General features: G+C 37.8%; 21 protein-coding genes and 1 other RNA gene. All 22 read right to left on the bottom strand.

All coding sequences use genetic code 11. The features are described from left to right. Positions 1–28 precede the first annotated feature (28 nt). The 22 genes from QBE53_01130 to QBE53_01025 all read right to left on the bottom strand — a co-directional run bounded on the left by QBE53_01130 (position 29) and on the right by QBE53_01025 (position 24,760). On the bottom strand, positions 29–184 hold the full coding sequence (locus QBE53_01130) for a hypothetical protein (protein WZL81734.1): 156 nt from the start codon (positions 182–184) through the stop codon (positions 29–31). Next, positions 184–3,336, bottom strand: coding sequence for a DUF6240 domain-containing protein (locus QBE53_01125; GenBank protein ID WZL81733.1), 3,153 nt, complete (start codon positions 3,334–3,336; stop codon positions 184–186). The genes QBE53_01130 and QBE53_01125 overlap by 1 nt, the downstream gene beginning before the upstream one ends. A gap of 86 nt (positions 3,337–3,422) precedes the next feature. Further along, the gene (recR, locus tag QBE53_01120) at positions 3,423–4,022 is read right to left on the bottom strand and encodes a recombination mediator RecR (GenBank protein WZL81732.1); all 600 of its coding nucleotides are present in this window, start codon (positions 4,020–4,022) and stop codon (positions 3,423–3,425) included. Between the two features lie 2 nt (positions 4,023–4,024). Then, positions 4,025–4,375 carry a YbaB/EbfC family nucleoid-associated protein gene (locus QBE53_01115; GenBank protein ID WZL81731.1) on the bottom strand — a complete coding sequence of 117 codons (351 nt, stop codon included), beginning with the start codon at positions 4,373–4,375 and terminating at the stop codon, positions 4,025–4,027. Positions 4,376–4,393: 18 nt separating this feature from the next. Next, entirely contained in the window at positions 4,394–6,010 is a 1,617-nt protein-coding gene (gene dnaX / locus QBE53_01110; protein ID WZL81730.1) for a DNA polymerase III subunit gamma/tau, read from the bottom strand. A gap of 85 nt (positions 6,011–6,095) precedes the next feature. Further along, positions 6,096–6,357, bottom strand: an RNA gene (ffs, locus tag QBE53_01105) — signal recognition particle sRNA large type. Positions 6,358–6,467: 110 nt separating this feature from the next. After that, a complete protein-coding gene (locus tag QBE53_01100) occupies positions 6,468–7,094 on the bottom strand; it encodes a DUF3793 family protein (protein WZL81729.1) in 627 nt (208 codons plus the stop codon). A gap of 19 nt (positions 7,095–7,113) precedes the next feature. Further along, a complete protein-coding gene (locus QBE53_01095; protein WZL81728.1) occupies positions 7,114–7,536 on the bottom strand; it encodes a flavodoxin in 423 nt (140 codons plus the stop codon). A 2-nt stretch (positions 7,537–7,538) separates the two neighbouring features. After that, a complete protein-coding gene (locus tag QBE53_01090; GenBank protein ID WZL81727.1) occupies positions 7,539–7,826 on the bottom strand; it encodes a DUF2325 domain-containing protein in 288 nt (95 codons plus the stop codon). 230 nt (positions 7,827–8,056) lie between these two features. Beyond that, positions 8,057–8,782 carry a glucosamine-6-phosphate deaminase gene (gene nagB, locus QBE53_01085; GenBank protein WZL83249.1) on the bottom strand — a complete coding sequence of 242 codons (726 nt, stop codon included), beginning with the start codon at positions 8,780–8,782 and terminating at the stop codon, positions 8,057–8,059. Between the two features lie 10 nt (positions 8,783–8,792). Further along, complete coding sequence (gene nagA, locus QBE53_01080; GenBank protein WZL81726.1) at positions 8,793–9,947, bottom strand: N-acetylglucosamine-6-phosphate deacetylase; 1,155 nt, start codon at positions 9,945–9,947, stop codon at positions 8,793–8,795. 49 nt (positions 9,948–9,996) lie between these two features. Further along, positions 9,997–11,133, bottom strand: coding sequence for an ROK family transcriptional regulator (locus QBE53_01075; protein ID WZL81725.1), 1,137 nt, complete (start codon positions 11,131–11,133; stop codon positions 9,997–9,999). 86 nt (positions 11,134–11,219) lie between these two features. Further along, positions 11,220–13,784 (bottom strand): hypothetical protein, encoded by a 2,565-nt coding sequence (locus tag QBE53_01070; protein ID WZL81724.1) that lies wholly within the window; start codon positions 13,782–13,784, stop codon positions 11,220–11,222. Between the two features lie 6 nt (positions 13,785–13,790). Next, positions 13,791–15,368: a glycoside hydrolase family 3 N-terminal domain-containing protein gene (locus tag QBE53_01065; GenBank protein ID WZL81723.1), complete on the bottom strand. Its 1,578-nt coding sequence runs from the start codon at positions 15,366–15,368 to the stop codon at positions 13,791–13,793. 9 nt (positions 15,369–15,377) lie between these two features. After that, entirely contained in the window at positions 15,378–16,790 is a 1,413-nt protein-coding gene (locus QBE53_01060; GenBank protein ID WZL81722.1) for a phosphoglucomutase/phosphomannomutase family protein, read from the bottom strand. A gap of 8 nt (positions 16,791–16,798) precedes the next feature. Beyond that, on the bottom strand, positions 16,799–17,623 hold the full coding sequence (locus QBE53_01055) for a carbohydrate ABC transporter permease (GenBank protein ID WZL81721.1): 825 nt from the start codon (positions 17,621–17,623) through the stop codon (positions 16,799–16,801). Between the two features lie 17 nt (positions 17,624–17,640). Next, positions 17,641–18,510, bottom strand: a complete 870-nt coding sequence (locus QBE53_01050) for a sugar ABC transporter permease (GenBank protein WZL81720.1) — start codon at positions 18,508–18,510, stop codon at positions 17,641–17,643. 88 nt (positions 18,511–18,598) lie between these two features. Beyond that, on the bottom strand, positions 18,599–19,957 hold the full coding sequence (locus tag QBE53_01045) for an extracellular solute-binding protein (protein ID WZL81719.1): 1,359 nt from the start codon (positions 19,955–19,957) through the stop codon (positions 18,599–18,601). A 171-nt stretch (positions 19,958–20,128) separates the two neighbouring features. Next, the gene (locus QBE53_01040; protein ID WZL81718.1) at positions 20,129–20,992 is read right to left on the bottom strand and encodes a response regulator; all 864 of its coding nucleotides are present in this window, start codon (positions 20,990–20,992) and stop codon (positions 20,129–20,131) included. 9 nt (positions 20,993–21,001) lie between these two features. Beyond that, entirely contained in the window at positions 21,002–22,780 is a 1,779-nt protein-coding gene (locus tag QBE53_01035; protein ID WZL81717.1) for a histidine kinase, read from the bottom strand. A 127-nt stretch (positions 22,781–22,907) separates the two neighbouring features. Next, complete coding sequence (locus QBE53_01030) at positions 22,908–23,426, bottom strand: DUF5317 domain-containing protein (protein ID WZL81716.1); 519 nt, start codon at positions 23,424–23,426, stop codon at positions 22,908–22,910. Beyond that, entirely contained in the window at positions 23,423–24,760 is a 1,338-nt protein-coding gene (locus QBE53_01025; protein WZL81715.1) for an HD-GYP domain-containing protein, read from the bottom strand. The genes QBE53_01030 and QBE53_01025 overlap by 4 nt, the downstream gene beginning before the upstream one ends. Between the last annotated feature and the right edge of the window lie 255 nt (positions 24,761–25,015).

Genomic DNA, 25,015 nt, shown 5'->3' with positions numbered 1-25,015 from the left:
ACCTTTATCGGATGATTTCGTAAAAAAATTAATCTTTTTGACGAATTTTCTCGATGTTTACCTCTTGTTGCATTGGAGATGCTATTGCCTCTTGTGCTTTTTCAAACCCAAGTTCTTGATCCATCTTACCAATAATCTCTATCATTTTTTCTGCTAATGTTTTAATGCCTTCATCTCTTGCCATTATATCACCTTCTCAAAACGACTCTCTTGATATCGACGTATAGGTTGGTTTCGCTTTGCCTGTTCCCCATTGAATCTCATAGGTTTAGGTACCTCAAAAGAGGCATAGGTGATGGTTCGAATTGACATATCCAGTTCCAAAAGAGCGTGACGAATCTCTTCTTCATACTCTTGCATCTTTTGATTACCACTGTCTGTTGTTGCAAACATGGTCACCTCCGGTACATCTGAAAAGCGTATACGAATATTCGCAGTCCCCATATGCTCTGTCGTAAGCTGCATATATATGGACGAGGATGCCTCTTGATTGCCTTGACGACGCTCTTGTTCAAAATAATACACATTCATTTGTTGTATTTGTTGATTAATCATCACCGGAATCGTATGATAGCTCTCATCCTCTAAAAGCTTTTCTTCTAGTCCCCCATACGCTTCAATCTCTCGCGTCACATCAGAAAAAGATCGTGCACGACCTTCCCCGTCGTTTTTTTCAACCAGTCTCTCTAACGCTTTTTCCAAAAACTCTTCTTTGATTTGCTCTAATTGCTTGTAAATACCTTGACGTCCGTTTTCTTCGCCTGTCTGCTGTTCAAGACTGTTCATATATGATTGAAAAAGCGGATCAATCCATGTATTATTCACATCATTTTCCTGAGCAATTGCCACCATCTCTTCAAACAGCATTTTAAACATAAATGGATCTTTTTGCACTTGTTCTAATACCGTAATCTCATCAATGGTCAAATGCATAATTTTATCCATCGACTGCATACCATCCGTTTGTGTTAGTCCATCTAACTTTAACAGTATCTGATCGATTTTATCATAATCCAAGGCTTGTACTTTATCACGTATTTCTTGCAAAGTGCTCTCGACTTCATCTTCAAGACTGGATGGATGTTCCAAAAATGCTTGAAGCTCCATATCCTTCTCATAGTATCCGGTCACAATTTGTTCCATAATTGAAGGTCCTTCTTGCTTAACCGTTTCCAAAAATCCGGTCGCATCATCGATGGTAACATCCATTTTTCCTTCTTGATGCTGGGTTTGGCGAATATACTTAGACGCTTCAAAGAGGTTTTCTAGATTTACAGGCAATGTATGTTCCAATAAAAAACCAACCGCTGCATTGTGGGTCGACGAAATCGTATGCATGAGTCGATAAACTCCAATAACCGATTCTTTCGTTGCCTCTGGAACATCTTCTGCTTTTAAAAGTTGATGTAGCTCTTTAATCATTTGGTCTACAGGATTAATTCGCGTCGTATTTGTTTTATTATTCACCGCTTGTGTCAACGTAGTTATTGGCATATTCATTATATTTTTTCCTTCTTTTAAAAAGGATACTATATGCTGGGGCATCATATTTTTTTGAAGTTCTTGCAACGGCAAGTCAATCAGTTTTATTTTCTGGATATTCTCACGTGTTATCTCCATATTATTACGTCCTAAAATCTCCACAGCACGCTGATTATAAAGCGTTGTCTCTAACTCCAAATCTTTTAATATGGCATCCACATTTGAAAACGCCTTCTCGATTCGGTCTCCCAAATCTGGTCGAACCTGTGTACGAAGTGTATCATATCGCTCTGTACCTGCTTTTGCTCTGGCAAGCAATGTATTAATCGATATTTGGTTGGTTGGTAACACTTGGGACGCATCGGCAATCAGTTGCGTTGCCGCTCCATTAATACGTGCCATATTCGACTGCCATAACGTCCATACCTGTTGTGGCGATTGTGTCATTACCTGTGTTTGTTCCAAACCTTCTGTTGCCTCTTGTGATTGTATGTCATCACTTGGAATATGCTCTGCTGCTATTTGCTGGGTCGCACTACGCAGTGAGTCTAATGGCGTTGTTCGAATATTAATCCCTTGAAGACTTAATCGCAGCGCCGCCTTAAAGGTCATCTGATATCGTAAGATATTTAGATTTTCAATTTCTTTATCAAGGCTTTCTTCAATGTCTTGTACATTTGTTATCACCTCATTAGGTTGAAGTTCTTGGTCCAAACGGATATGGATAATATTATCAAGTGTTGCCGCTTTATTGCGCGCTAGTACATGTTGTAAATCCTTGGTTGTAATCGTTTGGATCTCTTCGAGTGCTTGTTCGATTTCTTGGCGCGACATAATAGTATCCACACTTTCCCCTTCAGAGATACTATAATTTTCAAGCTTTGCATTGTTTTCATACTGATATAACGCCATCTTTAGAACATCTTCTCCTTGATGTTCTTGGTTCAAAAACCCAAGGACATCCAAACTGCGTTGGTCTAAGGCACCTCCACGCATTACCAGCTCCTTTGTCATTGCCTGAAGTTCCTGTGCATTTTGGGTTGGTATCTTGGAAATCATCTGATGTGCACTACTTTTTATACTTTCATAATCGGCTTCTGTCATAACATACTCCGGTAGTTGCTCACCTCCTGAGTATAAGCTTTTATACATTTCTGAGATTGTCGCTGCTTTATTGCCCAACAAAAACTTAACCACATCTGGTGTATCCATTTGCTTGACTTTATCCACTTTATCTGCAAATTTTTTTATCTTATCCACATTAGCTTTCGTAAAGTCCCCACCTGTATGTTGATGATGCATTTTTAAAAACTGATTTAACATGGGAACACTCATTTTTGTCAAATCGTATCCTTCTTTTAAAAGCGCCATATATTCTTTTTCTGATAACGATGTCTCAATTTGCTTTACCTGCTCTGCAAAATCTTGAGCATAATTTTTTTGGGTCATAGCCTCCGTATCTTCCATACGTTTTTCTTCTTGAAGCATCGTCTGTTTTGTGCTTCCTACTTGAAGCTTATCTTTGGTCGGGTCGTGATTTTGACTACTTTTATTTGCTGTTTCCAGCTTTTCTACAGATACTTTTAAGATGTCTTTTGTTGCTTCGACTACTTTTAACGCTATTGTCTCGCCTACCTGAAATTCTTGGGATGCATTTTTCATCTGCAGGAGCATTTCCTGTGAATTTGACTGATGATCAATGCTTATCTTCATTTCTTGATCATCCATGTGGATAATCTCACCATAAAAGAGATCCCCTGTTGATAATTGAAGGGAGCTCATATTTTTTCCTTGATTTAATATATTTTCAATGGGTTTTCCATTCATCGACTGAATCATCATATTCGTTGCCATTGTATCATCTCCATTCTCTACTATCTACATCGGCAAAACTGCACAAAAAAATAACCGAAATACCTTCGGTTATTTTATAATCCTCTTTAAAGTGTCTTGCGCCCTTCAAGTGCACGCAATAAAGTAATTTCATCCACATATTCTAAATCGCCGCCTACAGGCACTCCATTAGCAATTCGGCTAACTTTTACTTCAAGGGGTTTAAGAATTTTGCTGATATAGACAGCTGTCGCTTCTCCTTCCACCGTTGAGTTGGTCGCCAAAATTACTTCTTGAATCTCTTGTGCACCTATACGCGTCACCAATTCTTTGATGCGGATATCATTAGGTCCAATGCCAAGCATGGGAGATATTGCTCCGTGAAGCACATGATATAATCCCGTATATTGCTTTGTACGTTCATAGGCTACCAAGTCTTTTGACTCTTCAACCACCATGATTGTCGAGCCATCGCGTTTTTCACTTCGGCATATCGGGCACAATGCATCGTCCGTAATGGTACAACATTTTTCACAATAACGGGTATTTTTTTTAGCTTCAACAATCGCCTTTGAAAAACGCTCTGCCGCTTCTTCTGGCTGGTTAACCATATAAAAAGCCAGACGCTGCGCCGTCTTTGCTCCAATACCTGGAAGCTTTGAGAACTCCTCAATCAACTTTCGTATATGTGTTCCATAATAATCCATGATTACATCATACCATTAGGCAGACCTAAGCCTCCTGTTAATTTGGACATTTCCTTATTCACAGTTTCATCTGCTGTTTTAATTGCTTGATTAACCGCTGCTACAATAAGGTCCTCTAACATTTCAACATCATCTGGATCCACTGCTTCCGGATCAATTGTAACGGTCTTGAGTTCTTTTTTACCTGTGACAATGGCTTTAACAACGCCACCACCAACAACTGCTTCAAATTCCTGGCTATCCAACTCTTCTTGCATTGTTGCCATTTTTTGTTGCATCTTTTGTGCTTGCTTCATCAAATTATTCATATTTCCTGGCATACCGCCACCTGGGAAACCGCCTCTTTTTGCCATAATAATTCCTCCTTATATCTACTGAATCTCAACATCAAAGTTGATTTTATTACGTATCTTATGAATTGCTCGTTCAATATCTTCAAAGTTTCCTTCACCGGATGCACTATATTCTGTTTCTTCAATGACATTCAGTTCAAACCGCTTTTTATATAAAGACTCAAGTACATCTATTATTTTACTCAAATATTGCTCTTCTGACAAGGTGTTTTTCTGGACACTATTCTTACACACAAGGGTTAGTTTTTGGTCATTCATATAAAAGGGCAATACTTCCTTTAAGGTTGCTTTTAATAATCCGGTTGTACTTGTAACCACTTTTGCCCATCCCTTAATCGCCACTTGAATGTCCTCAGGAAATGCATCCGTATTAATCTCGACTTTTTGTTTAACCTGCTGAGGCTGTTGTTGATGTTCTCCTTGTGTATGGGCTCCCATATCACTCGGATGCATCTGTGCATAGCGCTCTGCATTAAGCATTCCGGCATGTATCTGTTGCTCTACGGTATGGAGTCTTGATAACACTGCCTCTTGCTCTGTGTTTAATTCTGGCTGACAAAGCTTAATTAATTCAATTTCAATCAATGTTCGCTTTCCCGTCATGTATTTTATCTGTGATTCTAGATTCGAAAATGATTTAATAAGATGTATAATTAGATTTTCCTCTACCTGGTCACTTTGTTTTTTTAAGGCATCATAGACATCATCTGATACATCCAATAATTCTTTGGAATCTGCAATGGTATTGACCACAAGCAGATTTCTTAAGTACGCAATTTCGTCCAGTAAAAACTGGCTCAAATCACGTCCCTGCATGACGATGCGTTCAATAACCTCCATTGCCGTCTTTGTGCTTCGCAAAATAATACCTTCTGTAAGCTCATAAAACACGTCCGTGTCCACAGCTCCAAGCACATCCAATACTTTATCTAAAGTAATCTCTTCTCCTAAATAAAACGCAATACATTGGTCCAATACACTAAGACCGTCACGCATGGAACCATCGGCCACTTTTGCAATATAATGAATCGCACGATCTGTCGCTTCAATCGCTTCTTCTTCCAAATAATGTTTTAGTGTTGCTGCAATGGTTTCTGTAGATATCCGTTTAAAGTCATATCGTTGACATCTGGATAAAATGGTTGCGGGTATTTTATGAGGTTCTGTTGTTGCCAAGATAAACTTCACATGTTCCGGTGGCTCTTCTAGCGTTTTTAACAGCGCATTAAAGGCACCTGCACTTAGCATATGCACCTCATCAATAATGTAGACTTTGTATTTTCCTTCTGTCGGGGTATAGCGCACTTCTTCACGTATTTCTCGAATATTGTCTACTCCATTATTACTTGCCGCATCAATCTCTATGACATTCATATTTTGATGATGAAGCATATGTTGACATGTCGGACAAGAATTACATGGACTTCCCTGTATAGGATTTTCACAGTTAACGGCACGTGCAAAGATTTTTGCTGTTGATGTCTTTCCGGTTCCTCTTGTTCCACAAAAAAGATAAGCATGGGACGTACGCCCTGCTTCGACTTGATTTGTCAACGTTCTAACAATATGATTTTGGCCTACAAGATCATCAAAATGATCCGGTCGCCATTTACGATATAGAGCTTGGTAACTCATAAAATATCCCTCACTTTTATATCAAAACAAGTTTCATTAAATAGCATACCACTTTTAACAAAACTTGTAAAAGGCAAAATTAAATCCGTGCGCTGCCCTTCGCCAATCACCCATAAGCGTTACTCATATAGTTAGCTCTGATCAGGCACCCTTACGGCACACAGGAGGTTCTGCTTAGTGCTGCTTCCGTCAAGACCTGACACGGTTCACAGATTCCTGTTGCGTAAGACCCAACCGTCAACACCACTTTTACGAGGCAGCCTTACAAAATGAAAGTCTCAGTTTAGCATCACCCCTGCTGTAGCGGATTGCAGGTACAGGGCACCGCTATCTCCCCGGCTGCACGGAAACTTTATCTCATATATAATTACCATACTTAGTATCCCATTGATTCATAAGTACAGCAATACTTAGTATATAACCTTTTGACATCAATGTCAATATTTTTTAGTCGATTTTAAGAAACTGCTTGGTAGAGCTTCTCTACGACCTGCGTTGGATGTATCCCTTCAAGAAGAGATATTGATACATCTTCGCGGGCTTGATCATATTGTGCAAATATATTTAACGCTTCTTGAACTTTAGAATACACTTTCCAATAACCAATCACCATCGGTTCTTCATTTTTACCACTGGCAAAGCACTTGACATCTTCAATGGGGTAGCCTAAAAACACACCTATTTCATGAGGGCATGACTTCACAAAACGTTGTCTAAGGCACTTAAGAGAACTTTTGATATCATGTGGACTGGTATAGCCACAGGATTGCAAAAAGCAATGACAACTCGTCTCTTTTAAATTCTTCCCTAGTCGTTTTGAATGGTAAAATAAGACCACGACATGTTTTTCATCACGCGATAACTCACAGAAATTTAATGGAATATACTTTTTAATCTCTTTTCGATATTGATTCCATAATTGAAGAACATTTCTTCTTCGATTCTGTTTAAAGCTAATAAGTGATGCAACCTTTCCTCCAAAGAGTGTTGGTGCGCTATGAAATAAGATTTTGCATAGTAGGTATTCTAAGTCATCATAACTTTCCATTGTATAGTATGAATCGACCACTAATTGATTGCGCATCAGCATTCCTCTCTTCGCTTTATTGGGATATTTTTCTTCCGATATCTGTACATGTTTCCAGTTCTTGTGTTCCCGGTGTTTCATTAATAATCACGCTTTCAGCAATCAAATGTCCTTGATAGCTTTCCATTCGCGCTTCCCAATCACGCATCCATTCTCCGTCTCCCCAGCCATACGAACCAAAAAGCAAGATTTTTTTATTGGCAATGACCTCTTGAATCGAATCTACAAAAGGCTCCATTTCATCTTCTTCCAAGACTTCAGCTCCCATCGAAGGGCACCCAAGTACGACCAGCTCGGCCTCTTTAACCTGATCTAGTGTTGCTTGCTCAACACGTATACACTGGGCACTGGAATCGTTTTCTAGTATCCCTTTATGCAAAGCCTCTGCCATCATCTCTGTATTACCTGTTCCACTCCAATATATAATCACTGTTTTCATTGTTATATCATCCTTTCTAATTCTTCCAAAACTGCTTTGAGTGCATTTTGACTACTTGTATGACATTTAATAATAGGTACATTGTTTTTCTTCGCCGCTTCGGATGCATGCTTTACCATTTTATGCGATACTGTATTTGTAAAGACGATAATCCCATCGGGATTTCCTATACGCTTTGTAAATTCCGTCTTCATTTGTGTCATGATTTTTATTTTATGTCCAAACTCTTTTGATAAAACCTTATATTGACGATGCATTCGATCATGTCCGCCAACTAAAACAATACTCATAGTAACGCTCCTCTCTTTGATATCGATTCTCATTATCAATATCTATTATTATACCTTTTTTTCTTTTTTTGTCAATAGTTTAACTAAAAAGGTCCTTGACGCTTTTTGCTAAGTTTTAAAGTAGAAAGCTAAAGTAGGCCTTGTAGAGATTAAAAAAAGAGTGGGTTGATAACACATACTGTTGTTATCAACCCACTCTTTACATTATCGTTAAAAGTATTGTATATTTTTTATAGCTCAGATGCAGCCTCTTCATCAATAATTAGTGTAACATCTTGATGCATCTGAAGAATTGATGCCGGAAGTTCTGGCGTTACGGGTCCTTTGACCATAGCTCTTATCGCCTCTGCCTTGTTTTTACCACTCGCTAACAGAACAATCTTCTTCGCATGCATGATACTTCCTACACCCATACTTAAAGCTTGTTTTGGCACTTCATCAATGTGCTCGAAAAATCTTGCATTATCTTGAATGGTTTTTTCATTCAAGTCCACTAAATGTGTCCCCACTGCAAAGTGCTCATCCGGTTCATTAAAGCCAATATGTCCATTTGTTCCGATTCCAAGGATTTGCAAATCAACATTCCCTGCGGCTTCTAATGCACGGTCATATGCACGACAGCTTGCTTGAACATCTTTATTTAACCCATCCGGTATGTTTCTGTTGTTTTCTTGGATGTTAACATGTTGGAAAAAATGCTCTCGCATATAGTGGGCATAGCTTTGATCATTATCTGCAGATATCGGATAATACTCATCAAGGTTAAATGCAACCACATCTTTAAAATCCACTTCATCGTTACGATATTTTTTTGCCAATTCTTGATACATACCTTCTGGCGTTGAACCTGTTGCTAAGCCTAATACGCTATTTCTCTTAACAAGTACTTGCGCTTCAACTAGCTTTGCTGCTTTTTGACTCATTTCTTCATAGTCTTTTACTTTGATGATCTTCATGTTGTTCATATCAATTGTTTTCATATTCTGTTGTCCCCTTTACGATTGTTTTCTGAATTTCAAATTGGTCATTCATAATGACTATATCTGCTTGTTTATCTTCTTCTAGTGAGCCGATTACATTCTCTAATCCAAGGTATTTTGCTTGGTTTAATGTAACAACCGGTATAATCTCCTCAAGACGTTGCGTAACATTATCATGGAAATTTTTTAAGCCGTCATTCAGCTTAAGAACACTTCCGGCAATCGTTCCTGAATCCAATAGGCATTTACCGTCACTTACTGTTACTTTTTGTCCACCAAGCTCATACTCACCATCCGTTAAGCCACCTGCTTGCATACAGTCTGTAACCAGTAGTATCTTTTGTAGACCTTTTGCCTTTACAAAAAGAGGAAAAATCCCTTCATGTACATGGAACTTATCTGCAATGAGTTCTGTATAGCAATCCGATGTCAATGCAGCCGTTACAACTCCTGGTTTTCGGTGATGCATTCCTGTCATCGCATTAAAAGTATGTGTTGTTGCACAGGCTCCACATTCAAAAGCTTCCATCGCTTGTTCATATGTCGCACTTGTATGCCCTAAGGAAAAATTGATGGTGTTATGGTATTTTTTTATAAAGTCTAGACTGTCTTCTACTTCTGGCGCAATCGTTACGACTTTAATCATTTCTAAATACGGTTTAATCAGATCTTCTTCTGGTCGAATAATATATTCTTCTGGTTGAGCACCTTTTTTTGCCGGATTGATAAACGGACCTTCCAAGTGTACTCCAACAACTGTTGCACCATAGGTTGTCGCTTCCTGTTCTTTCATTATATCGCGTACAGCCTCTAGCGCCTGTGTAATTTTGGGCTTAGACATCGTCATCGTTGTCGCTAAAAAGGACGTCACTCCGTTTTCGACAAGTCCTTTTTTCATCGTATTAAGGGATGCCACTGTTCCATCCATAACATCAACCCCTTGATATCCATGAATATGTACATCAATAAATCCCGGAACAATGAAGTCACCTTTTGCATCAATCTCTTCATCAATATGTTGTTTTATATCCTCATATGCACTTTGGGACAAAACACTTTCAATCTTATCTGAATACAAGAGAACTTTTTCACTTTGAAATTTTCCTTCATAGTATAGCTTTCCATTTTTTATCGCCTTCATGTTACACCTCCATTAGTAAACTTTATTAACTTATAGGGTATGCATTAATTTACTGCTCAATACTTCGTTCTATTCCCACAAGTACTGCACCTTTGATTGAAGCATGATTCGTCATTGATCGATAGATGTTGGTCTCAATCGGTGTCATTCGGTTCACACGTTCTTGTAAGTCAAGTATCATCGTATCTTTTAAATCAAAAACATGTCCGGTCAAGACAACTTTTTGTATATCTAAGACCAATGCAACATTTGTAATGGCTACCGCAAATTCTTCAAGAATTTCATCATATAAGTCCATCAACTGAGAGTCTGTTTGGACAGCCAAGTGTTTTTGAATGGTACTAAAGGATTCCTGTCGTCTTGTTAGCTCCTGAAAACGTTGGATAATTGCAGGTAAGCCTACCCGCTCTTCAAGAGTATAGTATTGTCCGTCTTGTTGTTTTTTCGGAAGAATAAAGCCGATTTCCCCTGCTGCATTACGTTCGCCTTCATATAAACGATGATTGAGTATTATGCCAATCCCAACACCTATATGTGCACTTAGCAAATATAAGTTTGCTTCATCTTGAAGTACTCCATAACGCTTTTCTGCAACAGCAGCTAAATTAATATCATTTTTAACAAAAATAGTATTAAAGTTCTTCGCCCGTAAAAACTTTTTCACTTCATGCAATAAAACTTCCTTATCTTGAACATTTGTTAAATAGTAGCCATCATTTTGCCCAACAACACCTGGATAAGATATCACTACCTGTGCGATCTTTGTCAGATCAATATTCGCACTTTTTGCCTGTTCAAAATAAATCCTTAAATAATTATGAACGTGTTCAGGATCATAAACCTCTTCAACTGAGACACTTTGGTCAAGCAGCCATTGTCCCCGTAAATTAGCTACAACCAAATGAAAATTGTCTTTTGCCAAATCAATTGCCAGGACATATTGGTAATTCGGATTCACATCAATCAGAATACCTTTTTTACCTACAGCGGTTTTTTCTTTGCCCACTTCAATAATACGTTTTGTTTGAAGCAGTTCCGCTACATTTTTTGACACGGTAGGCTTCGATGACTCAAGCGCCTTAGAAAGTTCAGCTCGAGTCATCGGTCCATTTTCAAAAAGAAGCGAAAAAATCATCTTTTGATTATCACGTTTTACATCCGTTTGTGTGCTTCCTTTATACACCATGTCAACTCCTAAAACATCCGCCAATTACATAAGTAAAGTTTATTAACTTAAATATATCATGGGATATTTCTCTTGTCAATCCTCTTTTATCTATCAATGACTTCTATAAGAATCTCATCATTGGATCGTTGTATCCATTCATCCGGAATGAACAATGTCTCCATTTGCATATATGGGTCTACATTGCCTTTATGTACTTCTCCATTCATTTTGAACTCTCGGTTTGTTGCTTCTTCTTTGGCTTTTCCCGAGTACTTAAGATGAATTTTCTTTCCTAGATAATTAATCTTAAGTGATAGTTTATCAAAATATTGATAGCGGCTTGGCTGAATTTTTAGTCCACCTAAGGTTGGCTCGAATCCATATACAAAGCGCACCAATAATTTAAAAAGTACGTTCGAACTTCCTGTTTGCCAATCTTGCATTGATTCTCCATCAATATGGAACTCCTCATTATCTCCATAGGAGTTTGGAACAACAAATGGAGACACTGAAACTGTATCATGCGTAAATGGAAGTAGCTTTTCAAGTTGATCCCAAGCTTGCTTTCCTTCTCCAATCGCAAACAAACTCATCGCACCAAACATACTCGCGTGAATATAGGTTGCGCCATTTTCCGCAGTTCCTTTTGGAAGATTTGGTATTCGTCCAACACCTTTAACGCCTTTTTCAAAGTACGGTTCAAATGTTTTATAGCCATATTTTGAGTCTAAACGTTCATACGCTTTTAAAATATATTCTCGATGCTTTGGATAATTCGCATCAATTTTCATGAACTCTGAAAGAATCCAAAACGCTTGACTTGTCAAACCATCACGCGCCACTCCATCAGGATCATTGCGACTACCTACTAGATATGATTTTTGGTCGCCCCAACCGTGGATAATGTGGTCGCCATCGATTGCATGCGCAAGCAATCCTTCAATAATTTCTTCTTTTGCCTTCTGATAGCCTTCTTCTCGTTCGTGCAAAATCTCATACAAATGGCTATATTCTGGTTTATCCTTAAGATATCCCATTATTTCCAGCATTTCACAGAGATTTTGATACACTTGTAACGTTGCCATAACAGAGACGCCTGTTCCATACTCTTTGTTCGGGTCTTGGCTTCGTCCCAGTCCATCAAGCGCATCATTCCAGTCACCATATAGAGCTAAGACACATTTTGTATGTTCATGGTCACGATTTTCAAGAAGATATTCCATAATACGCACCAAGTGCATAAGTACAGATTCCTTGACATCGTTCTTTTTAGCTATGTGCTTATGTACATCAACAAAATCATAGTACCCACATTGCTCGTTTAAGAGCGACCAATCATTAGTAAATCTCAGATAGGTCATAATCGTTGAGACAACCCATACACCTTGGTCAATAAATGGACGTAAATCCATTGCCGGCAAACTGTTCTCATGCTCCGGCAAAGAATATTGACGGGGAAGCTGTCCTGTTAGACTTGTAAAATCAAGTGCTTCCAACATTTTATTTTTTGCTTTTTCCGGCTCATAGTATAGATACCCTTCAAGCGCCTGGAAAATATCACGAATTCCAATCAAAGAAAAATGTGATAATTGTATATACCCTTTAATCTCAGAACAAAATGTTACTTGTTCTTTTAAATGATGTAAAAAGCCATTCATAATTGCCGAATTAATATCTCTACCACCATCAACTTGTGCTAAGAACTGCTCTTTTACTTCTGATGGTTTTTCTTGCACTTGAGTGTGTGTCAATGCAGCAAACTCTTCATCTGTTCGCGCATAACGCATCTCCACATGATATTCAATCGTATCCTCAAGACGGTATGTTATAAAATCTCCACAAATTCCTGTTTCAGTAAATGACGTCGCATGAACATTATCTGCCAACGCTTCCTCTTGAAACACTTTCGCCGTATGCAAGGAAGATCTCGCCCCGCCAACGTACTGATAACGCGATGTCGTGTGACTTGCACTTAATACCTTTTCAGGTTTATCTACATCGGTATAAATAACTCCATAGTTCGTTGCCATTGAATCCCTATCACGCTCTTCATATGTCTCAATATTAAAGTAGCCTAATTGTTGATCTTCATGATAACGTACTTGTCTAAACCATCGGTCTGTTGAATTTTCAACCAATGCATTTTTCAAAAAAGGATTGAAGTAAGCACTCGAAAAAACAGTCAACGGCTGTCCCGTTTTGTTCATCAACATCAACTTATAATAAATTTTTCGACCTTTAACATAAGTAATTAATGCCGTTGTCAGCTTATCCGTATCTGTAATATAGTATGTCTTATCTTTACTAAATACGGTAAAGCGAACAAGCTCTTGAGGCTCTTGTTGCATAATGGGAACTGACAAACAAGAGAACTTGTGGTTTTCACCTTGTATGCCTGCAAAAAAAGCAATTTTTGGTTCTGCTCCTTCACTTGCACGTAAAAAAGGAGAAAACAACCCTTCATTACAATGGATATAGCCAGATCCATAGGTCCAATAGTTAAATCCGTCCGCTCCATATGGATATCTTGTATCACCTGTATCTGTTGGCAACATCATTATATCTCTATCAATAAAATACCCCCCCGGAATCTTACCTTCACAAAGCACACTGTCGCCTGACATAATTTCATGATACATACGTAAATACTTTTCTACATTTTTTTTCATTATGGATTACCTGCCTTTAAACACTTTTTCAAATACAGCTTCAAACGTGCTCTCGATAATGCCCCCTGTCTTAATGACAATATCCGCATACTCACTTAGATGTTCTGCATCCATCGGACTTCTTGAAGCAATTGCAATAATAGGTTTATTTGGACAATATTTACGGATTTCTTTTAACACATCTAGCTGACGGGTAAAACGATATGCATTAACTGTACTAAATACAATAACATCTGAGATAATTCCCACATCTGCTAAACTAATTATCTCTTCATCCGTTGGATTCCAAGGCATAATTGCCTCTTTGATTTCTTGATGTCCTGTGACTCTATTTAATATGTCTTTTAGTGATATATCATACAGATTCGTGGCATCACTCATTACAAGTCGTGCCGGATTTCCAAAAACAATCCCCACTTTTTTACCTTGAATATCTACTGGAAGCTCTTCCTGTGTTCCTTTGTGAAGAATAATGCCTTTTTGCGCAATATCTTTTGATAATTTTTTTCCTTGCGCTGCATCAATTTCTTTGATATCATGCTCTGGCTTTGCTTGTTCATGGGTTAAGGCTTCTTTTGCCTTTAATATACGATATACCGAATCATTGATTCGTTCTTCACTAATCTCGCCATTTTCAACACATGTATACACATAATCAACAAACCAATCACATGCACATGTGGATATAATAAGGTCTGAACCTGCATTAATGGCTAATTTGATAGATTCTTTTTCTCCATATTCATTAAGAATCGCTTTCATCACTAAATCATCGGTCACCACTAATCCTTTGAAACCAAGTTGTTCTCGTAGATAGCCTACAACCTTAGGCGATAGCGACGCAGGTAGTTCTGGATCCATGGCTTCAAAAATCCCATGGTGTGTCATAATACAACTTAAACCATTTTCAATCGCCTGTTTAAACGGTAAAATCTCAACGTTCTCCAAGCGCTGCATTGACTCTGGGTTTCTATCCACCTGAAAATGTGTATCAACTTCTGTAATACGCATTCCTGGGAAATGTTTTCCACAGGCAAATATCGCTTCTTCTTGCATTCCTTCTATATAAGCTGTTCCCATATCCGCAACCACTTGTGGCTCTGTTGAATATCTACGGTTATCGACAATGCTCACACCATTTTTCGCATCATAATCTACATCTAAAACCGGTGCATAGCATAGATTAATTCCGGCGTAGCGTAATTCTCTCGCAACATAACGTCCTTGTTGATATGCCAAGGTTTTATCATTAGCAAAACCTAACGTCATATTACCTGGAAAAATTGTTGTTTCGTTAAAGATTGCTGTTAGTTGTCCTCCTTCTTGGTCAATGGTTAGCCAAAACGGAATTTGATGTTTGCTCTCAGTAACATGGCTGTTGATTTCTTCAGTCATTTTCTTTAACTGACTTAGACTCTTGACATTGTTGCCAGAAAAAAAAATGAATCCGCCCAATTGGTCCTTACGATTCATTTCAACAAATTTTTCCGGCATCTTGTCATATCCTTGATAGTATTGAAGAAACATCTGAGCAATTTTTTCTTTCAATGTCATTTTTTCAAATACTTGATCTGCAATAAACATATATGCCTCCTATATCTCCAAAAACTCCTTCATTTTTTGTATGTATGTATTTGCTATATCCACACTTGAATCTTCTGCAAAGATTCGAAGCAATGGTTCTGTTCCTGAAAATCTGGCAATAATCCATCCACCATCTTCAAAGTATACTTTAACACCATCATCATAGCTAATATGATCAATCACTTTCCCAAAGTCAGGCACGCTTCTTTCTTCATATAATAAGTTTAACAAGCGATTTTTCTCCTTCGGGTGAAACTCTAAGTTGGCTTCTGTCATCTCAAAAGAGCCATAAGTATCTTCAATAACTTTAAGCATTTCGCCTAGACGTTTTCCTGTCACAGAGATCATCTCTACAAGTAAACCTGCAGCAAAAATCCCGTCTTTTCCATTGACATGCCCTTTAAGAGTTAAACCACCACTACTTTCTCCACCAATGATAGCATCTGTCTCCTGCATTTTTGCTGATACATATTTAAATCCAACAGGCACTTCATAGCACATTTGTCCATGTTTTTTGGCAATGGCATCCAGTAGATGCGTCGTTGCAATATTACGTACGACGCCACCTTCCCAATGTTTATACTCAAGAAGGTAATTATAGAGTAACGCCATAATCTTATTAGGATGAATAAACTCTCCCGTTTCGTCAATAATACCTAAACGGTCAGCATCTCCATCGGTTCCAATACCAAGGTCGTATTTTTTTTCGACAACAAAATCACTTAATCGCGTTAATGTTTGAGCACTTGGCGATGGCAATCGTCCACCAAACATAGTGTCATGTCGGTCATGAATCACATCTACATCACAACGTGCAGACATTAAAATGGTCTGTAATGATGTTTTTGATACACCAAACATTGGATCAAGAAGAATCTTCAAATGTTTGTTACGAATCGCTTCAACATTAAGCATACTAAGAATCGTATCTATATAATCATTAAACGGACTGATTAATTGTATTTTTCCTTCACTAAGCCCCTCTTCATAGATGAGCGTTTTTACCTCTTCTTTATTTATACTGTTAGCTTTCATTTCGATACGGTCTGTAACCGTTACATCTGAGTCACGTCCTTCACGAACAAAGACTTTTATCCCATTATATTCTGCTGGGTTATGACTCGCTGTTACCGCCATTCCATATGCACATTCATATTTTTCAACTGCATACATAATAATTGGCGTTGGCGCCTCTGTATCAACTAACCATACACGAATATCGTTTCCTGCAAAGACTTCACTAAGCCAATGCGCAGCTCGTCTTGATAAAAACCGTCGATCATAGCCGATAACGATACCCGGTGCTGCCACCTCTTCATCTTTCATCATCTCTACAACAGCTTGTGCAATGCGAATAACATTTTCACGTGTGAACTCATCACCTATGATGGCTCTCCAGCCACCTGTTCCAAATTTAATCATGTTCTCACCTAGCCTTTCACTGCTCCGGAGGTCATACCTTCGATAATAAATTGTTGTGCAAAGATATATACAGTTACAATTGGAACAACGATAATTGCAATAACCGCTGCCATTAATCCGTAATCCGTTCCATATTGTGAACTAATGTCCGTAAGCAATACGTTAATCGGCATTTTGTCACGTGTACGAAGAATAATAAGTGCCGAGAACAAATCATTGTATGACCATAAGAAAACGAATATTCCTACAGCTGCTAATGATGGTTTTGTAATCGGTAGTACTATCTTTTTGAAAACCTGATACGCTGAACATCCTTCTATAAATGCTGCTTCTTCCATCTCAATCGGAATCGTTGTCATATATGCTGCCAACGTTGAAATTGTAAAAGCTAAGTTTCCAGCAATCTGTGGAAGGATAAGCCCCAAATAGTTATTAAACAAATTCATTTTTAACAGAATTCCAAATACAGGTACGATTGTTGCAAAGATAGGAATCATCAGTGATGATATAACCAACCCTTGTATAACCATCTTGCTTTTAAATCGAAAACGTGCCAATGTATATGCTGCTAAAGATCCAAACAGTAATACAAAAAATACAACCGTTACAGAAATAATAAGCGAGTTTGCATATCCTTGAAGTATATTGTTTTCAAGTGCTATTTGATAGTTCTCTAAAAAAAAGCGTTGGGGAAGCGAAAATGAATTCATAACAATCTCTTGTGTATCTTTGAATGAGTTGATTATAACCCAAACAAGTGGATAGATTGTTGTCAACGCCCAAAAAGCTAGAACGATATACATAATTTTTGACAAAATTCTACTTTTCTTCATGTTAATCCTCTTTTCTCTTAATACGTAAATTCTTCCTGTCTAAATATTCGATTCACTATGAATGAAACACCTAATCCGATGACAACGATAACAACTGAAATGGAAGCGCCATAGCCAAAGGCTTCATCAATGAATGTCTTTTGATACATATATAATCCCAGAACCTGCGACGAGTTCATTGGGCCCCCATTGGTAATGACAAGAACAAGGTCAAATACTTTTAAGGTTCCTGTAATTGCCAATACAAGACATGTAATCAGAACATTTCGAATCAGTGGAATAGTGATATAAATCAATTTTTTAAACCCTGTCACTCCATCTAGCATGGCTGATTCATATAATGACTTTGGAATTTGCTTAATCGCTGTTAGCATAAGGACAAAATAGAAACCGACATACTGCCAAACGGTCGGGACGGCAATAATTTCCAGAGCTGTTTCAACCGTTTTCCACACTTTGGGCTCTCCGCCAAGGTTAACAATTATATTATTTAACAGACCACCATCATATGCGTAAAACAAGTTAAACATCATACCGATAGCTGTTGCAGAAATAACGATTGGGAAAAAGAAAACAGTTTGGAAGAAACGATCTCCTTTTGAAATACCATTAACCAGTACTGCTAATATAAGGGCTATACCAAGTTCAAAAATAATGATATATGCCATTAAGATAAATGTATTTTTGACTGCCACGTGCATAGTTTTGTCGTTCAGCATTCGTGTATAGTTGTCAATACCAATAAATGTTGAATTATAGTACCCATCCGATGCATAAAAGCTTTTTATGATATTCATGAAAAATGGATAAAATAAGAACACTGTCATAAAAAGCAACGCCGGAAACAAAAAAAGAAAAATTGTTTTTTTATTTTCATATAGCTTCATTTTATTACCTCTTTTTATAGTTTATTGCGTTATTTGGGTATAAATATAGCAGCACGGCGATAGATATCGATATGCTGCTATAGTTTTTTTAACGATTCTGAATATTTTTAACTTCTGCTAAAACTTCTTCTGCTGTTCTTTCACCAAATGCGATGAATGGAACACCTTCTTTAACAATATAGTTAAATGCTTCTGGTTTTAAACGAGAGTCGATTGGCATTGTAAGACCACTAGCTGCTGCTGCAATCTTATGTCCATCTAATGCAACTTGTGAAAGACCTTCAACTGTTACAGCCGCACTTGGTGTTCCACCATTTGCTGTTGCAATCGCTTTAATTGCATCTGCTGATGTTAAATAGTTGATTAAGTCAATAACAACTTGTTGCTTCGCTTCGTCTTCATATGATCTTCTTGAGATATAGTATCCACTTGAATATCCAGCAACGATAGATGAAGGATCTTTTGCTCCACCTGGCGCTGTAGGCATTGGAATAACTGTCATTTTCTCTTGAAGTGCTTCATCACATCCACCGATGAACCAAGAACCTTCTAAGATCATAGCTGCTTTTTCTTGACGGAAAAGGTTTTGTGCTGCTTCGATTTCCATTGAAATCGCATCAGGACTGAACGCTTTCATGTCATAGAAGTCTTTAATAAGTGTTAATCCATCAACCCATGATTGAGGAACGTCGCCGTCTAACATGTTTTGGTGCTCAGTAACACCTGCTTGTGCAAGAATGAAGTGCTCAATCATGTAATGTGATTGTGCTACAGGACCTGCAAATGGAGTTATTCCATTTTCGTTGAATACTTCAATCGCTTTAACCATGTTTTCCCAAGTTGTTGGGTATTCAAGGCCATATTCATCAAAAAGTCCTTTGTTGATAAATAATCCTTCATAGAAACCAGTTAATGGTAACGCATATACTTCACCATCAAATTCTCTAACTGAATCCAGGATACCTTCTGAAATAGCTGTTCCAACTTCTGGGAATGTTTCACGAACTTCTGACAAAGGTACTACGCTATTACTTTCAATAATTCCTTTTACGTCAGCTCCTGTGTAGAAGAATGTAACGTCTGCTTCGTTTCCTGTTGAGAAGTCAGTTTTTACAGCTGTTCTATACTCATCTCCGACAGATGTCATTGATTCGTTAATAATTGTTACATGTGGATTTGCTGCCATGAAATCTTTGATTTGTTGTTCGAATGTTTCTGTTGATGGGTCTGTACCACCAAACATTGTTACAACTCGAAGTTCTACGTCTTGTGCTACTTCTTCTGTTTCGCCTGCGTCTTCAGTTTCATCTGCTGCGCCTGCATCGTCTGTTGTTGCTTCACTTGAGCTACCTGCGTCTGTGCTAGTGTCCGTTTCTTTTGGACCACATCCTACAAACAAAGATGCCATAAGTGCTACCATAAGTACTAGTGATAAAAGTTTTTTCATTGTGTTCCTCCCTTTACAGATATAATATTTTGTAACATTTACTGTACCTATATATTAACACTTCATTTGGTAATATTTAAGAAGTCAATCTTGTTGTTTCTTGTCTATTCTTGTACAATTGCACAATTTTGTCCAATCGATACCCATTTTATTGTCTTATTCTTATATTACCTAGACATAATTTGTGTTTCTATATTGGTTAGGAGTTACACCTGTGTACTTTTTAAAAGTCTTCGTAAAATACGGTGTGTCTGTATATCCTACAAGCTCTCCTATCTCATAAACCTTATATTGCGTCTCAACAAGAAGCCGTTTCGCTTCTTGAACGCGAATCTCATTAAGCAGCTGCACAAAAGAATTATCCAGTTCCTGTTTGAGTATTTTGCACAAATACCATGTGCTAATAAGAAGATGGTCTGCAACTTCTTGAAGATCCAGTTTGTGGCTATAATTTTCTTTCATATAGTTAATTGCTTGAACCGCTAAATACTTAATTCTTGATTCATTTTCTTCCTCTTTTGAGGATGTTATCTGGTCCTTTTGTTTTTTAATCGGCTCATTCACCGCTTCTTCAACTGCTTCTTCATCAAAGACATTGATGGTCTCAATTAATTTTTTCCTTAAGCGTTTAACATCGTCTTCCTTGGAACGCTCATCATCTAATTGCATCATTGCTTCGATTACAGCAGATTTTATATCTTCTATATTCGTCGGCTTCAATAAATATTTTATAACGCCTAGTTCAATGGCTTTTTGTGCATAGTCAAACTCACGATAACTTGTCAATACAATAAACTTTGTCTCTTTCGTTACCGCCCTTAGCTTTTCAATCATCTGCAATCCATTTAACTTCGGCATTCGAATATCACTAACAACGATATCCGGCTTTAATTCTCCAATCAACTGTAATCCTTCTACACCATTTTTTGCTGTGCCACAAATCTCACAATTGATTTCCTCCCAGGGAACAAGTTCTTTAAGCCCTTTGATTACCATCGGTTCATCATCAATAATAAAAATCTTATATTTTCCCATACTGTCTCCTTATTCTGTCATCGTTTCTAGAGTCGCCGGAAAGCTAATCATAATGGATGTTCCTTCATTTTGACTGCTTTCAATCCATATTTTTGCATCATTGCCATATATTAACTGTATTCGTCTGAATACATTTTGAAGCCCAACACTTGCACCTTCGCCTTTTTTCATATCCATAATTCCTTTTTCTTCGGTAATCATGCATTGTATTTTCTTGTACTGTTCTTCATCCATTCCACTGCCATTATCGCGTACAATAAATTCTAATCGTTCACCATCTCGTCTTCCAATCAATTCGATGCACCCTTCACCAATCGGTTCTATACCATGCTTAACCGCATTTTCGATTAACGGTTGCAAAAGAAGCTTGGGGACTAGTGCATCCTGAATTGATGCATCAATAGTCTGCTTGTATTTTAGACTATCTGAATAGCGCATCTGAATCAAATACATATATTGATTTAAGTATCCGACTTCTTCCTTGACTGTAATAACCTTACGTTTGGAACGGTTTGTGGATGCGTCCATCAGCTTTGAAAGGGCTTGTATCATGAGTGCAATTTCTTCTTCGCCTGCAAGTTGAGCGCGCCAATTAATAGATTCCAACGTATTATATAAAAAATGCGGATTGATTTGTTCTTGAAGTGCCGATATTTCAGCATCTTTTTTTGCCAGCTCTTTTACATACACATCGCTCACAAGTCGATTAATATTTTGGGTCATCCTGTTGAATGCATTATAAACAACGCCGAACTCGTCCGTTCGCGTTTCAGGCACCTTAACATCCAGCTCCCCTCGTTCAAACGCCTTCATTTTTGATGTGAGTTCTCGCATCGGTTTTAATATTACACGAAAAAGAACATATGCCATCAATATAAAAAAAGGTACCATTGCCAAGTACAATATAATCCCTAGGCGTATAATTTTTTCAGAGTCTTGCATTAACATTTTCGATGAAACGAGGGTAATCAAAGATAAGTTTAGCGTCGGAATACGATCTGTAATGATGTAATATTCCTCTTGATCCATTGTTTGGATATATAAGCCCGGCTCTTTTTCTCTAAATTCCTCACTTAAAATCTTGTGGTCATTACGCACGGTTCCTTTGGATGCAATGACACGCGCCTCATCAGCATATAAATATATGGACTCATCCGACTGAATATTTATATTTTCTAAAATATGCTCTAAGTACTCCGGGTCAATGCGGTAATACATCATGGCAATTGGCTTGAAACTATCCTTGTGCAACAATAACTGCGTCAAGTATACGTTGAGTTGACCATCGACATAAGTTTCATAAAACTGGGTTTTAACGCTGCTTCTTGCTAGATTAGCCATTTCTTCAACAGGAATCTCATTTCGATCGATTAACCCAACCTCTTTTGGATAGTAGACATGTTGGTCTGTTTTATAGAAGAAAATCCCCCCTACATCATAGTTTTTCTTACCAAAGACAATCGTACTTAGATACGATTTAATATCTCGGATAAGGTCAAACATCTCAAGTGAATTTTCTTCCACGTTGGGTTGCTTTACGATGACATCATTAAATGTTGGGTCCTGAAGCATATAGCGCACTGACTCTTGCATGCCCTCCAGCTCATTATTAATGGTTGCCGTCACATGGCTCATATTACCTTGGGCATAAGATACAAAACGCTCTTTAATGATATTATTATAGTTATATGACACCATAATTGCCAAAACAACCATCGGTAGTATTGACACACATACGATAAGTACAATAATTTTTGATTTAAGTGATATGGCGTTTTTTGCTTTCATTTCCTTCTCCTTACACTATCTGCAACGCGACTATAGCGCCTTATTTTGCCAAAATATTATTTACATCAGGAAGCTTGCCTTGACATATGAAAAAAAGACTATACCTAGCAGTAAAGTCCATTCTATTTTAAACCGTATTATTTTCCCTTTTTGCTTGCATGCCCTGTTGTACAAGATGAAACACACCTACAACAATTATAAAGTCTCCAACGCTCATCACTCGAGTGGATAGTTTTGGAATCTCTATAACAAAAATATCGGCTAAAAATCCCAATTGCGTTGTATGTGTTAGGAGCATGTGCCCTCGGTCAAAAATCGGTTCCGCTCCTATTGGGAGCTTAACAGGCATCATACCATGATTTAGTGCAATAACCAAGCCATTTAAGAAAGTTCCTATACCCATAAGCCACATTCCTATGAAGCGATGGTTTCTTATACAGACAAACACAATAAGAACATAACTTCCAATATGCAATAAATAAAATCCCACTTCCGGTATCGATTCAATCACAAAGGCTATCGTTTGCATCCCAAATGCAAAAATAAATGCTCCCCAGTATTGTATAGTGATATTTTCCAAATTTTTTATTCGCCCTTTTCGAAGATATCCAAAAATAACGGCTAAAACAATCCCCTCAAATATCATGCCTCTTTTGCCCTTTCCGAAGTATTTTGTGCCTCCAGTACTTGGTCAATTTCAACAATCTCCGCCGTAGCGTCCCCTACATTATATCCAGGCTGTGACAGCACTTCTTCAACGAAGCATTTGACCACTTTGGGATGAAACTGAATCCCAGCATTTTCTATTAATTCCTTAATTGCATACTCTTTTGTATATGCTTTACGGTATGGGCGATCCGATGTCATGGCATCAAAACTGTCTGCAATCATAAGGATTGCCGCTTCAATGCTTATCTGATCTCCCGACAGCTGATTGGGATATCCCTTACCATCATAACGTTCATGATGCTGAATAATAATCAACGATATCTTTCTCAAGGAATGTACACTTCCTATAATATGCCCGCCAATTGTTGCATGTTCTTGTATCCGTCGATACTCTTCAGCCGTTAACTTACCGTTTTTATTGAGTATATCATCCGGAATACCGATTTTGCCAATATCATGTAATAACGCCGCCTTATCAATGGTGTCAATCTGGTGGCTCGTCAATTTATATGCCTTAGCTATATCCATGGCATATTGTTGAACCCGCCCTGTATGCCCCCCGGTATAGGCATCCTTTGCATGAAGTGCTTCATTAAGCGCATGTATGGTATCAATTGCCATTCGTTGAGAATCATAATATAATTTGAACGAATATCTAGCCAATAAAATTGGAATAAACAATATGATAACAATGGATTTGCCATAAGTATAGTCTGCAAATACTAAAAATATTCCGAGTGTACCTATTGCAATGGAATTAAGATATGATCCTAAAATATCCTTCAAAATATCTCGCGCCTTAATATCATCTAGCTGAATCGAAAAATATTGATATAAGATAAACCCGTTAATGAGTTCTTCTGCCGCAAGAACAACAAACATTACAAGCGCATAGACAACAATGTTAAAGTCTCCTTGGTAAAATTTGAAGAACACACTGGCAAGTCCCATGGAAAGGGATATATTAAAGACATTAAACAACATTTTATACAGCGGAGTATTCAATATATGGCGTCGTTTGTCATTAATCTCCGGAAAGCAAAGCAGCACCCCTAAGGTTACGACCAGCATAACATCCAGTGGTGTTCCAAGAACTGCAGCATACAGATAGATTGCTGTCCCCACCGATGTGGATGTTCCCGCCGAAGATACCACGACAAAGGATTCTGCAACAATGGCAAGGACACTCCAAAACAAAAGTTGCTTCCAGTCGCTTATACCAAATTGCTGGTAAAAAATAAAAGCTACTATAAAATATATAATTCCTAATATACTATTTAAAATAATCGTCTTTTTATGTTTTTGTTTCATCAGCCACGCTCCTTTGTTAAGCCGGCATGTTAATATTATATTACTTTATGTGCTGCACCTGATGCTAATAAAGCCATTGCTAAACTCATAAGAATACTTAGAACTTTTTTCATCGATATAGCCTCCTGTATATTTTCTCTGCTTCGTTCCGCTAATAAAACAGGCTATATCCGCTTCTCTAATCTTTATGTGTCGAAAAATGATTCCAAACTCAATGTAAACTAATATTATATGCCGGCTTATGGCAAAGTTTAC

Source organism: Vallitaleaceae bacterium 9-2 (genome assembly GCA_038396585.1).
GTDB lineage: Bacteria > Bacillota > Clostridia > Lachnospirales > Vallitaleaceae > UBA1351.
This window is presented reverse-complemented; position numbering and strand designations above follow the sequence as displayed.